The following is a 12,657-nucleotide window of genomic DNA, read 5'->3' as shown; positions in this document are numbered from 1 at the left end:
CCCCGACCGCGAACGTCTCTACCGCACGCTCCGCGAGCACCCCCGGCTCGCGCACTTGCCGCCGCCGCCTGCGACGCTCACGCTCCGCACGTGGCTTGTGTTCATGGCGGAGACCGTGGCCGCGAGCATGCTTCACTGGATCGGGAAGCCACTCCTCCTCTGGTGGGCCGGGCTGCTGGTGCTCTGGGCGCTCGTTGAAGTTCTGACGCCCATTCTGTACCGCTTCCTGCTGTAGCGACTGCGGCACGTGTGTCAGCGCGGCAGGCGTCGCGACGCCCGCCCGCGCCACCGCGCGCCGCGCCTACCGCGCGAGCCCGCCGAGCATTGCGACGACCGCGGTGCCGACGCGGACGACGCGCTCGGCGGCCTCTGGCGAGGCGTCGCCTGCGTGGGCGGCGATCTCGACGGCGGCGACGGCCTCCGTGGCCTCGCCGCGTGCGATGCCAAAAACGCGCGCCTTGTCGGCGCGGCTTACGCGCCCGGCGGCCTCGGCGATGTTGAGGCACGCGCCTTTGGCCGCGCGCACGCGCCCCGCCGCGCCACCCCCGCCGTCGCCCGCGCCCCTCGCCTCGTCGCGCAGCTTCGCATCTGCGATGTTGGCGCCGCGCACTTCGCGGAGGAGCTCGACGGCGGCGTGAAAGACGATGAGCCGATGATGGGGAAGGCCGGACTGAAAGAGGGGCGGTTTGGTTTGGTCGGTCATGCCCAACCAGCGCAGGCGCCGTGACGAGGCCGATCGGGTCCGTGCGCGACGCGCCTCGGCCTCGGCGCGGGGCGTGCGCGCCCAGGCAGGACCGACCAAAGCAAACCGAGCGGAAGAAGGGCTGAGTCGAAGTTCGAGTCTGGGGCTGAGGCTGGGCGGGAAGGGGGAGGCAAGAAGCAGGAGGGCGGAAGGGAGAAGGAAGGCTGTCGGCCGACCTCCGAAGCCGGTGAAACGGCACGGCCCGAACTTGGGCGCGCAGCATTCAGTGGGTTCGCCCCCTCTCACCTCCGAGGAATCGCGCGTCATCTCCCCGCCGCACACGCGGAGATGTCCGGCCTCATTGGCGGCCGAAGCGGCGAGCCTCCCGGGTGCTTACCCGCCGGGCACGAGCTCCGGGTAGAGCGGCTCTGGGTAGCCGGAAAGATCGGGTGGCGAGACGACGATGGTGTCGGCCAGGTCAATGACCCACTGCAGCGCGCACGGCTCCGTTGAACAACCGCTCGACTTCATCACGGAGCACATCGTGCGGAGCGACGAGGGCGACGCAGGCTTCCGCGCTCGGATGATTGTCTGGTCGCGCACTCTCGTACTGACGCGGGGCGGCAGGTCCTTGCCCCAGCCCAGGTACGCGGTGCCGGTGCAGTCGGCGGACTCGTAGCCCTCGAAGGTCCCCGTAATCCCCTCATGAACGGGAGACACGAGCTTCCCTGCCGCCCGCAACGTCCAGACAACGCCGTTGCCATCGAAGAACCACGTCGAGAGGCTATTGCCGAACTCCAAGTGAATGCCGGTAGCCGGCAAGGCAGTGCCGTTCGCATCTCTCCAGACGACGCTGGGCCCGCGCATCGCCGGGGCGCCCGCTTCGCCCGGTGGTCCCTGCGCTCCGGCGTCACCCTGCGGACCCTGCGGTCCCGTTGGACCGGGCGGACCGGCTTCGCCGCTGGCGCCTTGCGCGCCGGCCTCACCGAGCGCGCCTGGTTCGCCCCGGTCTCCCCGTGCTCCTGGCTCGCCCCGCGTGCCCTGAGCGCCTCGAGCCCCGTCCGAGCCGTTCAATCCGCCAGGCCCCTGTTCGCCCTTCTGACTCGTGCAACCGAGGCAGCCCGCAAGAGCCGCCGCCACCATCACGCTTCTCATGGCTTCCTCCGGACGGGAGTGTCGCCGGCATGGCGAATCGGCTCAATGCTCACGGTCCGAAGCGACGGCGCGGGACCGTCCACTTCGCCACGATTCGCTGAGGCTTCCCGCTCCTCGCCGCTCACTTGGACGTGTCTAAGCGGCGAACGGCGACCGGAAGAAGGGCTGAGTCGAAGGCCGAGTCTGGGGCTGAGGCTGAGGCCGGGCAGGAGGCAGGAGGCAGGAGGGGGGAAGCAAGACGAGCGTCTCCAAAGCCGGTGGACGGCACGGTCCGACCTTGCACGGGCAGCATTCATGTGGCCTCTCGCCCAGCCTTCGCCTTCTTGCTTAGCCCTCTTGCTCAGCCTCAGCCTCCCGCCTGCCTCTCCTTCTTCTTCGGCCTTCTCTTCGCGCCCCCACACAACTTCTCCCTCAGCGCCGCCGAAGAGTCCTGCATGGTCTCTCTCGAACACGAGGTGCTGCTCTCGCTGTTCCAGACGCGGCCTGAGCTGGCGGCGGAGGTTCTGCGGCTTCTCGGGGTCGCGGTACCTTCTCGCTCGCGCGCGCGGACGGATTCCGCGGATCTCACGCAGCTCACGCCCACGGAGTATCGGGCGGATCTCGTGGTGGTGCTGGAGCGGGCGGAGGCGGCCGAGCTGGGCATCATCGTGGAGGTGCAGCTCGATTGGAATCCGAGGAAGCGCTTCTCGTGGCCGGTCTACGCGTCGACGTTGCGAGCGCGGCTCGAGTGCCCCGTCTGCGTCCTCGTCGTGACGCCCACGGAGGCGCTGGCGAACTGGTGCCGGAGACCCGTGGAGCTGGGGCCGAACTTCACATTTGCGCCAATGGTCATAGGCCCCAGCGCGATTCCGTATGTCACCGACGAGGCGGAGGCGCAGCGCGCGCCCGAGCTTGCGGTGCTCTCGGTCTTGGCGCACGCCCACGAGCCCGACGCCGAGCGCATCGCGGCGCCCGCACTCAAGGCTGTGGCCACGTTGGCGAGCGACTTCGCGCTGCTATATTCCGAAGTAATTCAAGAAGCGCTGAGCCCCGCCGCGAAGGCTGCCCTGGAGAAGCTGATGGACATCCGAAACTACGAGTTCAAAAGCGAGTTTGCCAAGAAGCACCGGGCGGAGGGCGCCCGCACCGCGCGCGTCGCGGACCTCCTCGCGTTCCTCGATGCTCGCGGCCTTGCCGTTTCCGAGGCGGAGCGCGAGACGATCGCCGCGTGCACCGACGACGCGACGCTCACGCGCTGGATTCGCAAGGCGGCAACGGTGGCGACCGTCGCCGAGGTCTTCGCCGAAGGGTGACGGAGGGGCTTCTGGCCCAGGCTTAGCCTCCGGCCTGCCACGAGCCGGACGAAGAGCTGATTGCCGTACCCGCGCTCAAAGCTGACCCCTAGGCCGTCAGGTAGGCTTTCGCTTGCCTTTCCTTCCCGGAACTCGGCCACTTGCGCGTTCTGGACAGCGTTCGCGCATCCGCCAGTCGTGGCGGATAGTTGGCGTACGGCTCCGAATGCTCGCTCTCTGCGCGCCACCGCGGGACGGCTTCTCTGCGCTCGAACCGTCCCGCCGATCACCCGCTCCCATCCCGCCCGGCCAGCGTGTAGACCGCGTTCTTCCTCGCCCCGCGCTTGGCGAGCACCCCGTCGCTGACCAGCTTCTGGAGCCGCCGCTGCACCGTGCGCAGAGGGGGCGCCTCCTTCCCAAGACCCGCGACGATCGCCGCGCTGCCGGCCTGCCCGAGGCGCTCGACCACCTCGTACAGGCGCGCGTCGAGCGCATCCGGCGGCGCGACGATCTTCCAGGGCAGGTGCTCCTCGCTGTCGCGCACGCGGCCCAGTGCCTCGAGTCGCTCCCAGAGGACGCGCAGCAGCGCCGAGGTGAACAGCTCGAAGTACTTCGTGAGGTCGCCTTCGACGGTCTCGGAGCAGATTGATCCGCGCCGTGTCGAGCTCGTGCTGCGCCACCGTCGCGTCGGTCAGCATCAGGAGCCTGTTGGCGTCGACGCGCCCGGCGCGTAGCTCGTGGTGCAGGACGACGTTGACGGAACGCCAGCCGATAGAGCAGCTTCAACCCCCAGTAGAGAGTTGCTGCCCGCAGGACCGCCGACCCGGACACGAGCGGGTCCTGGTTCGTCCAGTCGAACATCGCCCTCACGGCGCTGGGAACCGCGCTCGCGTCTTTGTGCAGGTCGAAGAGCTTGCCGCGCTCGCGGGTCGAGTACGCCATCCATCGGCCAGCGCGCAGAGTCGACATGGGCTGGCTAGCGCGTTCGTAGGCCATCGCCAGCTCCGGCGTGAGGCGGTTGTCGGAGCTGGCGCGTGCAGTCGAATAGTGGGCGAGCGCCTCCTCGACGATCGCCGCGCGACGGATCGCCTCGGCGATCGGCTCGCGCTTGTCGCCGAGGCGCGCGCCGCCGAGCACGGCATCGACCTCTTCGGGCTTCACGCTCCGATAGCTGCCACCGACGACCCAGAGGATGCGCATCCGCTTGGCCCGCGCCTCCAGCTCCTTGCGCCGGTAGAACGAGAGCGGGGCCGCGATCACCTGGCCCGCGGCGTCCGCAATGCGGACCAGGCTGTCGACGAGGTTGGGCGTGATGGTGTACCGCCAGGGCTGCCCCGGCAGCTCGGTCGGCCGCGTGAGGAGGCGGACTTCTTCCTCCGAGAGGGTGGACGGAAGGCGTCGAGCGCGCGGGCGCGTCACAGGCCCAGCTCCCTGCCGAGCACCTTCGTCACGAAGCGCTCGCCGCCCGCGCCTTCTGCGGCCACCATCTTGCGCACTCGCTCTTTCACCTCGGCCGCGCTGCCGTGGCGCTCCGCGGCCGCGAGCGTCGCGCGGTAGGCGTCCCACACGTCGACGCTCGTGATGTCGTAGCCGTAGCCCTGCACGAGCCAGTAAAGCGACAAGAGCCCCGCAGAGGCCGAAGGCCCCCCCCCCCCCCCCCCCCCCCGGGGGGCCCGCGCGCCGCGCCCGCCCGCCCCCCCCCCCCCCCCCCCCCCCCCCCCCCCCCCCGCCGCGGCGCCCCCCCCCCCCCCCCCCCGCTGCGGCGCGCCCGGGGGCCCCCCCCCCCCCCCCCCCGGGGGGGGCCCCCCCGCCGCCCGGCGGGGCCCCCCCCCCCCCCCCCCCCCGCCCCCCCCCCCCCCCCCCTCCGCCGGCCCGGGGGGGGGCCCCCCCGCCCGCCCGCCCGCCCGCGCTCAGGCACGCCGAGGTCCCGTGGAAGTGTCCGCGCAGGCTCGGATCGGGGCTCAGCGCCATGCGCGTGATGCCGACGAGCTTGTCTGCCCATGCCGACGCCACCTCCTTCGACGCGCACAGCTCGCCCCAGTGATCGGCGAGCCGCTCGATGTACGGGATCTGATCTTCCTGATGCGCCTCGAACAACCGCTCGAGCCAGGCGTCGCGCGTCTTCGCGTCGGCGGGTGCGTTCGCGATGATCGGCACCAGCTCCGCGATGGCGTTGCCGACCGCCGTGCCGATGGAACCAGACGAGCTGTCCACCTGCTCGAGCGCGGGCGACACCCGCTCGAGGAATGCTATGGCCCCCTCGGCGGCGAGCACCGGGTCCTTCTTGGCGACCTTCTTGATCTCGGCGATGGCCTGCTTGATGCGCGTGATCGCCGGCTGCGACTTCCAGCCGAAGGCGTGCCGGCGGAAGCGCGCCTTGAACTCCCACTTGTGCGCTTCAGCCATCGCCCGGAACCTTCACGTCCGCCGCGAGCCGCAGCGCGCGCTCCGCGGCCTCGCGCTCGCGGGCCAGCTCGGCGCGCAGCTCCTCCTCCGTGGGCAGGTACATCTGGTAGCGCGCGGCGAGGATCTGCTCGTTGTTCTCGGGCAGGGTGATCTTCGCCATCGCGTCGTTCTTCTCGGAGCAGAGGACGATGCCGATCGTCTTCGCCTCGTGCTCCGCGCGCTGGAAGCGGTCGAAGAAGTTCACGTACATCTGCATCTGCCCGAGGTCCTGGTGCGTGAGCTTGCCGAGCTTGAGATCGACGAGCACGAAGCAGCGGAGCAGGCGGTTGTAGAAGACGAGGTCGACGTAGAAGTGGTCGCCCTCGAGCGTCACGCGCTTCTGCCGCGCGACGAAGCAGAAGCCCTTGCCCAGCTCGAGGAGGAAACCCTCGATGCGATCGATGATGGCCTGCTCGAGATCGCGCTCCCGCCAGTGAGACCGCTCATCGAGCCCGAGGAACTCGAGCACGAAGGGATCCTTCAGCACGTCACCGGGCACCCCGACTTCGTGTCCGCGCCGAGCGAGCGCGAGGACCTTCTCCTTGTCGCGGCTCTTCGCGAGCCGCTCGAACAGGAGCGACGCGATCTGCCGCTCCAGCTCGCGGCTCGCCCAGCTCTCGCGCGCGGCCTCGATCTCGTAGAACGCGCGCGCCGTCGGGTTCGCGACCCGCATGAGGAGCAGGTAGTGCGTCCACCCGAGGTACGGCGGAAAGGGCGCGGGCACGCCGGCCGTTTCGGCCAGCGCCGCTGTACGAAGGCCTCGGCGCGATTCGCTAGGCACTGCCGAGCGAATCTTCGATGACGCTGATCCGCTAGGCAGCGCCGAGCGTTTCTCGGGGCGACTCGCGGCGCCGCCAAGCGCCCCGGGCAGCGCCGACCCCTCGGGGTACGTGAGGTAGAACTGCCGCATGTTGCGGAGGTTCGGGACGCTGAAGCCCTTGCCGACTCGCCCTGCCAGGCGCTTTGCGAGCCCCTCGATCACGCGCGCGCCGTAGCCAGCGCGCTTCTCGCCGTGCTGCTCGACCTCGACGATCTCGCGCCCGATCAGCCAGTACGCCTGCACCATCCCTGGCCCCCCCCCCCCCCGGCCGCGCGCCGCCTCGATGATGTCGACGACGCGAGCGAAGAGCGCGTCCTCGTGGCTCGCGCTCGCTGGCTTCGTCGCCGCGACGGCCTTCTTGCGAGGCGGCTTCTTCACGACGCCACCCAGCTCGCGCCGACGCGCGCCTGGTGTTCTTCCTGTGCTGGACGGCGCTCGCTCATGCGCTGGTGACCCGACGGCGAAGGCCCCGCCCAAGTCCACGAAAGGCCGAGCGTTGGGCGTCGTTGCGCTCTTTGTTTGTCTCTGCTCGCCGAGTTCATACGCCACACAGGTGGCGGACACCAGACTCAAAGGACGCGAGCGAAGTGGCCGCGGGGACCTCGCGGGCGACGACGGAGAGCGCGTCGGCGCTCTCGCGGGGGTGGGTCAGGCCGAGCCTTTCGTCAAGCATCCAGCGCCCCCCTCACTCCCCAAAATACGCGGCCATCCGCCTCTCCCGTCCGCTGACGCACTCGGCGTAGTGAGCCATGGCATCGAGCCTCGCGCGGTCGCGCGCGCGACAGACGACAAACCTGGCCTCGATGGCAGCGGCCAAGGCCTTCGCGTCAAGCCTCTCGCCTTGGCGCTCCCTCCTCACGCAGTCCGCGTGCGCGAGCACCACGCCAACCCTCCGCTCGCTGATCCCGGTCGCCTCAGCCACCCCCCTCAAGCGCTCCCGCCAATCCGGCCCCTCTTCCCCCCTCTCCCCGTAAACGTGAACGTGCCCGTGCCCGTGGACGCTCTCTCCCTCTCCCCGTTCTCCCTCTTCTCTCTCTTCTCCCGCTCCTCCATCTGCCTCTCCCTTCTCCTCTGCCTCCTGCTCACACACCTTCTGCACCTCCTTCGCGCTCGCGTACTTCTTCGCCGCAAAGAACTGCTGCACTCTTCTGTCCTCGTGCCGGTACAGCAGCACCGCGCGCGCCTCTTCTCCGTCGCGTCCTGCGCGTCCGGCTTCTTGCACGTAACTCTCGAGCGAGTCCGGCGCTTCGTAGTGCACGACGGCTCGGATGTCGGGCTTGTCGATGCCCATGCCGAAGGCCTTCGTCGCGACCATGACGCGCACCGCACCGCTCATGAAGCGCGCGCGGCTCGCTTCGCGCTCGGTCGGCGCCATCTTCGCGTGGTAACGCGCGACGGGCTCGCGCAGCGCGCCGAGCCACGCGAAGAGCGCGTCGGCCGTTTTTACCGTCGCCGTGTACACGAGCACGACGCCTCGCACTTGCGCCAAGACGCGCAAGAGCGCGGACCGCTTGGCGGCGTCGTTCACCGTACGTGAAACCTCGAAGTGGAGGTTCGGGCGCATCATGCTGGTGCGCACGATGCGCGGCGCGCGCAGGCCTAGCTCGCGCTCGATGTCGCGGCACGTCTCGGGCGTGGCCGTGGCCGTCAAGGCGACGATGGGCGGTCGGCCAAGGGCCGCCGCGGCCTCTGCGATGCGCAGGTACGCGGGGCGGAAGTCGTGACCCCACGAGGTGACGCAGTGCGCTTCGTCGATGGCCAAGAGCGAGACGCCCGCTTCGCGGAGCTCGGCGAGGCACGCGCGCGTCGCTAGGCGTTCGGGGGTGACGTAGACGAGATCGTGCTCTCCGCGCCGAATGCGCGCCCTCGCGCTGCGTTCGTCTTGGGCGCTGAGCGTGGAGTCGAGCTGCACGGCGCGCACGTGCGCGCGGGCCAAGTGCTCGACCTGATCTTTCATCAGCGCCAGGAGCGGCGAGACCACCACGACGGGCTGCTCGAAGAAGAGGGCAGCGAGCTGGTAGACGAGGGACTTGCCGCCGCCCGTCGGGAGGACGCCGAGCGCGTCTTGTCCCGCGAGGACGGCCTCGAGCAGCTCGCGCTGGCCGGGCCGAAAGCGCGTGAGCCCGAAGCGATGGGCCGCGAGGCCTTCGAGGCTCGGGCGAGGGAACGGTCCGGGGCCGGGGCCAGGGCCAGGGCCAGGGCCGGAGACGGCGCGCGGGGTCTCGGTGACCGTCGCGCAGGCAACATCGGGCGCGCCAAACATGTCAGGCCTCCACGAAGATGAGGTTGGTCGGATCGGTGGTGAGCGAGACGCGCCCCGCGCGCTCTTTGACGAGCGACGCGAAGAGGATGTTGGCGGCGTGTTTCACGTTCACGCGGTCGGGCGACGGCGCGCCGTGCGAGCCATGGCCCGCGAGCCACGCGCCGAAGGAGCCGTGAAACCCTTGCACGAGCGCGCGCCGAAAATCGACGACGCGCCGAAAGAGCTTGGGAAAGATGAGCGCGCCCGTGGGCGAGAGGGCGCGCTCGCCGCGCACGGCGAAGCCTCGCTCGGTGGCGTCGGCGCTGTGCACGCCGAGCTTCTTGGCGCGCGCGCCGCGCGCGACGTCGCGAAGGACGTGCCGGTGAAGGAGCGGCAGCGAGGTGTACATCAAGAGGTACACGTGGCCCGCAGCGAGGAGCGCCACGTTGGCGGTGGCGGCGAGCGCTTCGGCGTCGACGCGCTTTCGCTTGGGGAGCGCGGCGCTCTTGCGCGACGCGCCGGGCGTCGCGTCCGCGCGCTGGAGGTACGCGATGACGCGCCCGTTGGGATCGACGGCGTCGGCGAGGATGGTGACGGGCACGCCGGCGGGGTCGGCGTGCGCGATGGTGACGCCGTCGGCGGCGTACGTGACGCGGCCCACGCCGAGCCACGCGAGCAGCGCATCGCGCGCGAGCGCGCCGCGCGGTTGCGCTTCGCTGACGTAGTGGAGCTCGGGGGCATCGATGCCCTCGAGGCGGAGCTGGACGCTGCCGTTCACGGGCGAGGTGCGCAAGAGCCGTGCGCGACGAAGCTCGCCGAGCGCGCTCGCGTCACGCGGGAGGAAGCGAATGGAGTCGCCGTCGGGCGCGGACCCGGCAAGGAGCACATGGCCGTCGATGCGGCGATAGAGGGGCGCGAGCATGGGGGACGCTTTCGAGAGGGGTGAGAGGACGGGTTGAGACGACGGGTTGAGACGACCGGTTGAGAGGGGAAGCGCTGCAAGTGCGCGAGACCTCGTCGCGAACGGATGGGGGAGCGCTGCAGAGCAGTCGGGAAGCTCTGCGGAGCAGTCGGGTCGTCGTGCAGAGCCGTCGGGAGGCCCTGCAGAGCAGGAGCAACGCGCTCCGCCGGGTGGCGAAGGCGCGCGGACCGGAGCGAAGGCGCTGCGCACGGCGTGAGCAGCTCTGCGCGCCCGAGCGGAGACGCCGCGCCGCTGGCGCGAAGGTCTGCGCAGGAACGTGACGGCCGTCCGCCGAGATTGGTGGCATCGCGCATGCCGACCGAAGCCGCGCGTCACAACCGCGAGACCGTGTGGCGGGCGGCGGTGGGCATGCGCCGGGCCAAGAAGACGTGTTTCAGAATCGGGAAGGTCTGCGCACGTTGCGGGGACCTTCGCGCCGCTCGCGATCGCCTAAGCGCCGGTGGCGCAGGGGATCGGAAAAGTGGCGCAGAGGATCCGAAAACTGGCGCAGAGGATCGCGAAAGTGGCGCAGAGGATCCGGAAAGTGGCGCGAAGGATCGCGAGAGTGGCGCAGACCGCCGGGAATCGGCGCAGAGGATCGGGAAAGTGAAACGGACCTTCCGACGATCGGCGCAGGGGATGGCTCCGTTGCCACAGACCTTGCGAAACCGGCGGAGCGCTCCGGCGAAGTGGCGCATGGGATCCCCGAACCGGCGCAGAGGCGCGCGCGCCGGCGGAGTGCCTCGGAAAAGTGGCGCACGGCTCTCGGCGCCGGCGCGCGACCTCGCCGATCGGGCGCGGAGCTTCGGCCGCCGGCGCTCGGTGAGCGCGAGACGGCGCGAAGCTACGCGATCGGACAGCAGCCCCTCACGAGCGGGCGGTGTTCAGGCGGGCGGTGGCGCGATGACGACGGGCGCCTTCGCGGTGTCGGGTGCGGACGCAGCGGCGCCGCCGGCGCCGGGGGCGGGGACGGGGACGGGGACCTGCGTGGGAGCGGACACGGGCGCGACGTCCTCGGGCGCGTCGTCGAACTCTTCCTTGCCATCGGCCTTGCGCCGCCGGGCGATCCCGAGCGCGATGCGGTCAGCACGGCGCGTGACGATGGCGCGCGCGACCTCGGTCCATTCGGTGACCCAGCCGTAGAGGGCTTTCAAGTCTTCTTCGGATTGGCCTTCCGCGTCGCCGGGCATCGCGTCGTCCTTTTGCACGATCTCCACGAGGGCGCGGAGACGCGCACGTTCGGCGGCGTCGAAACCGCGCGTGGCGAGGAGCGCCACGGCGGCTTGGTCCTGGGCGCGCGTGGCGGCGCGACCATCCCCCTTCTCGAGCGCGTCGAGGCGCTCCAGGAAGATCGCGACGCCAAAGACGGCGCCCGGCCCCTGCGTGGCTTCGAGGCCTTCGAAGACGAAGTCGCCTTGCGCGGGATAGCTGCGCGCGAGCGCGGCGTGGGCCCGGTGAAAGGCCAGTTCGTCCCACGCGTCGAGCTCGCGCATGGCGTCCATGGCCGCGGAGCTGCTGACGCCCGACTCCCGGCAACCGACCTTGACGAGCAAGCGCCATCCTTCTTGTTGCTCGGCTTGGCTGTAGCCGTGGGCGTTCATGGCCTTTCGGAGCCGCGTAATGGCGGCGAGCGCGAGGAGAAACGTGGACGCGCGGCGGGGGGCTTCGGCGAGAGAGCGCGCGCTGGGCGAGTTGGATGAGGATGAGGATGAGTTGGAGGCGGCCATGACGAGTTCCTTTGAGCACCGCGGCGCGCCGCGAGATTGCGGCGTTGTGGCGCGGTGTGCTGGCCCCTAGAGCAGCCGCCGTGCCTACGCGGTGGGCGCGGGATTTCGCGGAGTTAGCCGCGGGGGCGCGAGGGCATTCCTGGGGATTCCTGCGGATTCCAGAGGGGGGATGGAATGGGCAGGAATTAGGAGGAATGGGGGGGCAGGGGGGGGAACTGGCTGTGAGGAGCGACCGCGACCGCGACCGCGACCACGACCGCGACCGCGACCACGACCACGACCCGCTTCCGAGCGTCGTGTCGTACAGGGTGCGGTCTTTCTACTACCTGGGTGGGATTTCCAAGTCGCGGATGACTCCATAAGCTCAGCGTGGATGAAGCGCTTTGCCGCGTGGGTCGAGCGCCAAAGGCTCTTGTGCCTCTGGCTCGTTGGTGGCCTCACGTGATGTTCCGACGCGGCAAAATGATCTGTTGGGGAAGCAACATCTTCGGACAAGCGCCGGCGCCGTGAGCGCGCAACGGGGGCACGTGGGAGGCTTATGAGGGGAGCGCTCAAGGAGGTGCGCCGGGCATTCACAGCGCAGCGTTGCGGATTCACGCTTTGCGTGGGCAAGCGACACATGCCTGCGGCTGTGGTGCTTCTGGTGGCACTGCAAGGCTGCGGGCACCTTGCTCTTGTCCCACTCGACGACGCACCCGCCGATGCTGCGCCAGACCAAAGCCCCGCTCAGCCACCGAATGCCGATGCCAGTCGGCCGCCGACGCGCCCGGTCGAAGGGGGGCTGGATGCGAGCGATGCGCCTTTGCGTAGCCCGGACGCGGCGGATGCTGGAACCGATGCGCCAGCCAGCGCGCGCTCGCCGGTGCCGACCCTGACGGCATCCACCGATCAACTAGACCTCGTGCATTTGGCGTGGGTCGCGCCTAGCGGGCCCGGGGTTAGTGGTTACCGCGTGCTGCGCGACGGTGTGGAGTTGGCGACCACCGGTCTCGTAGAGATCTACGATGATGTTTCAGCGCTCGCAGCGCCGTTGTCCGCACCGAGCGGCGTCACCGCGAGCGATGGAACACTGGAGACGGGGGTCCAAGTCGCTTGGCAACCCGCCACCGTCGGGTTGGCGCAGAGCTACGAGTATTCGATCGAGGCGCTCTACGGCGCCGAATCAAGTGCGCCTTGTGCGCCGGCGTTGGGACGGCGTGCGGCGCGAGTGACGGGATACGAGTTCAGTCGAGATGATGGTGCGTCGTGGCAATCCGTTGGCCTCGCTCTGTCTGCGTTGGATGGAGACGCTCCTCGCGCGCCGGTGATGTTCCCCACGCCTCGTGTTTCGTCGGACCTCGTGCGGTCGTACGTT

Annotated in this window: 11 protein-coding genes; 3 read left to right on the top strand and 8 right to left on the bottom strand. The window is 70.1% G+C overall.

Features of this window, described 5'->3' with window-relative positions; translation table 11 throughout:
• A partial coding sequence (locus tag IPG50_06245; GenBank protein MBK6691792.1) for a hypothetical protein occupies nt 1-235 on the top strand: 235 nt, incomplete at its 5' end.
• Nucleotides 236-301: 66 nt separating this feature from the next.
• On the opposite strand, the gene IPG50_06240 is transcribed toward IPG50_06245, so the two are convergent.
• Together IPG50_06240 and IPG50_06235 are read right to left on the bottom strand one after the other, a co-directional pair.
• Nucleotides 302-703 (bottom strand): four helix bundle protein, encoded by a 402-nt coding sequence (locus tag IPG50_06240; protein ID MBK6691791.1) that lies wholly within the window; start codon nt 701-703, stop codon nt 302-304.
• A gap of 372 nt (nt 704-1,075) precedes the next feature.
• Nucleotides 1,076-1,837 (bottom strand): collagen-like protein, encoded by a 762-nt coding sequence (locus tag IPG50_06235; protein MBK6691790.1) that lies wholly within the window; start codon nt 1,835-1,837, stop codon nt 1,076-1,078.
• Between the two features lie 434 nt (nt 1,838-2,271).
• Here IPG50_06235 and IPG50_06230 point away from each other — a divergent pair, with 434 nt between their 5' ends.
• Nucleotides 2,272-3,129: a hypothetical protein gene (locus IPG50_06230; protein MBK6691789.1), complete on the top strand. Its 858-nt coding sequence runs from the start codon at nt 2,272-2,274 to the stop codon at nt 3,127-3,129.
• A gap of 265 nt (nt 3,130-3,394) precedes the next feature.
• On the opposite strand, the gene IPG50_06225 is transcribed toward IPG50_06230, so the two are convergent.
• The gene (locus IPG50_06225) at nt 3,395-3,652 is read right to left on the bottom strand and encodes a hypothetical protein (GenBank protein MBK6691788.1); all 258 of its coding nucleotides are present in this window, start codon (nt 3,650-3,652) and stop codon (nt 3,395-3,397) included.
• Nucleotides 3,653-3,701: 49 nt separating this feature from the next.
• Here IPG50_06225 and IPG50_06220 point away from each other — a divergent pair, with 49 nt between their 5' ends.
• The gene (locus IPG50_06220; GenBank protein MBK6691787.1) at nt 3,702-3,842 is read left to right on the top strand and encodes a hypothetical protein; all 141 of its coding nucleotides are present in this window, start codon (nt 3,702-3,704) and stop codon (nt 3,840-3,842) included.
• Between the two features lie 681 nt (nt 3,843-4,523).
• Here IPG50_06220 and IPG50_06215 read toward each other — a convergent pair.
• The 5 genes from IPG50_06215 to IPG50_06195 form a co-directional block, all read right to left on the bottom strand.
• Nucleotides 4,524-4,730 (bottom strand): hypothetical protein, encoded by a 207-nt coding sequence (locus IPG50_06215; GenBank protein MBK6691786.1) that lies wholly within the window; start codon nt 4,728-4,730, stop codon nt 4,524-4,526.
• A gap of 776 nt (nt 4,731-5,506) precedes the next feature.
• Nucleotides 5,507-6,619 carry a DUF1016 family protein gene (locus IPG50_06210; GenBank protein MBK6691785.1) on the bottom strand — a complete coding sequence of 371 codons (1,113 nt, stop codon included), beginning with the start codon at nt 6,617-6,619 and terminating at the stop codon, nt 5,507-5,509.
• Nucleotides 6,620-7,058: 439 nt separating this feature from the next.
• A complete protein-coding gene (locus IPG50_06205) occupies nt 7,059-8,636 on the bottom strand; it encodes an ATP-dependent DNA helicase RecQ (protein ID MBK6691784.1) in 1,578 nt (525 codons plus the stop codon).
• A gap of 1 nt (nt 8,637) precedes the next feature.
• Complete coding sequence (locus IPG50_06200; GenBank protein ID MBK6691783.1) at nt 8,638-9,537, bottom strand: hypothetical protein; 900 nt, start codon at nt 9,535-9,537, stop codon at nt 8,638-8,640.
• Nucleotides 9,538-10,460: 923 nt separating this feature from the next.
• Complete coding sequence (locus tag IPG50_06195) at nt 10,461-11,303, bottom strand: hypothetical protein (GenBank protein ID MBK6691782.1); 843 nt, start codon at nt 11,301-11,303, stop codon at nt 10,461-10,463.
• Nucleotides 11,304-12,657 lie beyond the last annotated feature (1,354 nt).

The organism is Myxococcales bacterium (assembly GCA_016703425.1).
Lineage (GTDB): Bacteria > Myxococcota_A > Polyangia > Polyangiales > Polyangiaceae > JADJCA01.
The sequence above is the reverse complement of the archived record's forward strand: the minus strand, read 5'-3'. Positions and strand labels throughout refer to the sequence as shown.

Coding starts and splice junctions, on each gene's coding strand:
- IPG50_06240 (MBK6691791.1), bottom strand. CDS start 703: ATGACCGACCAAACCAAACCGCCCCTCTTTCAGTCCGGCCTTCCCCAT.
- IPG50_06235 (MBK6691790.1), bottom strand. CDS start 1,837: ATGAGAAGCGTGATGGTGGCGGCGGCTCTTGCGGGCTGCCTCGGTTGC.
- IPG50_06230 (MBK6691789.1), top strand. CDS start 2,272: ATGGTCTCTCTCGAACACGAGGTGCTGCTCTCGCTGTTCCAGACGCGG.
- IPG50_06210 (MBK6691785.1), bottom strand. CDS start 6,619: ATGGTGCAGGCGTACTGGCTGATCGGGCGCGAGATCGTCGAGGTCGAG.
- IPG50_06205 (MBK6691784.1), bottom strand. CDS start 8,636: ATGTTTGGCGCGCCCGATGTTGCCTGCGCGACGGTCACCGAGACCCCG.
- IPG50_06200 (MBK6691783.1), bottom strand. CDS start 9,537: ATGCTCGCGCCCCTCTATCGCCGCATCGACGGCCATGTGCTCCTTGCC.
- IPG50_06195 (MBK6691782.1), bottom strand. CDS start 11,303: ATGGCCGCCTCCAACTCATCCTCATCCTCATCCAACTCGCCCAGCGCG.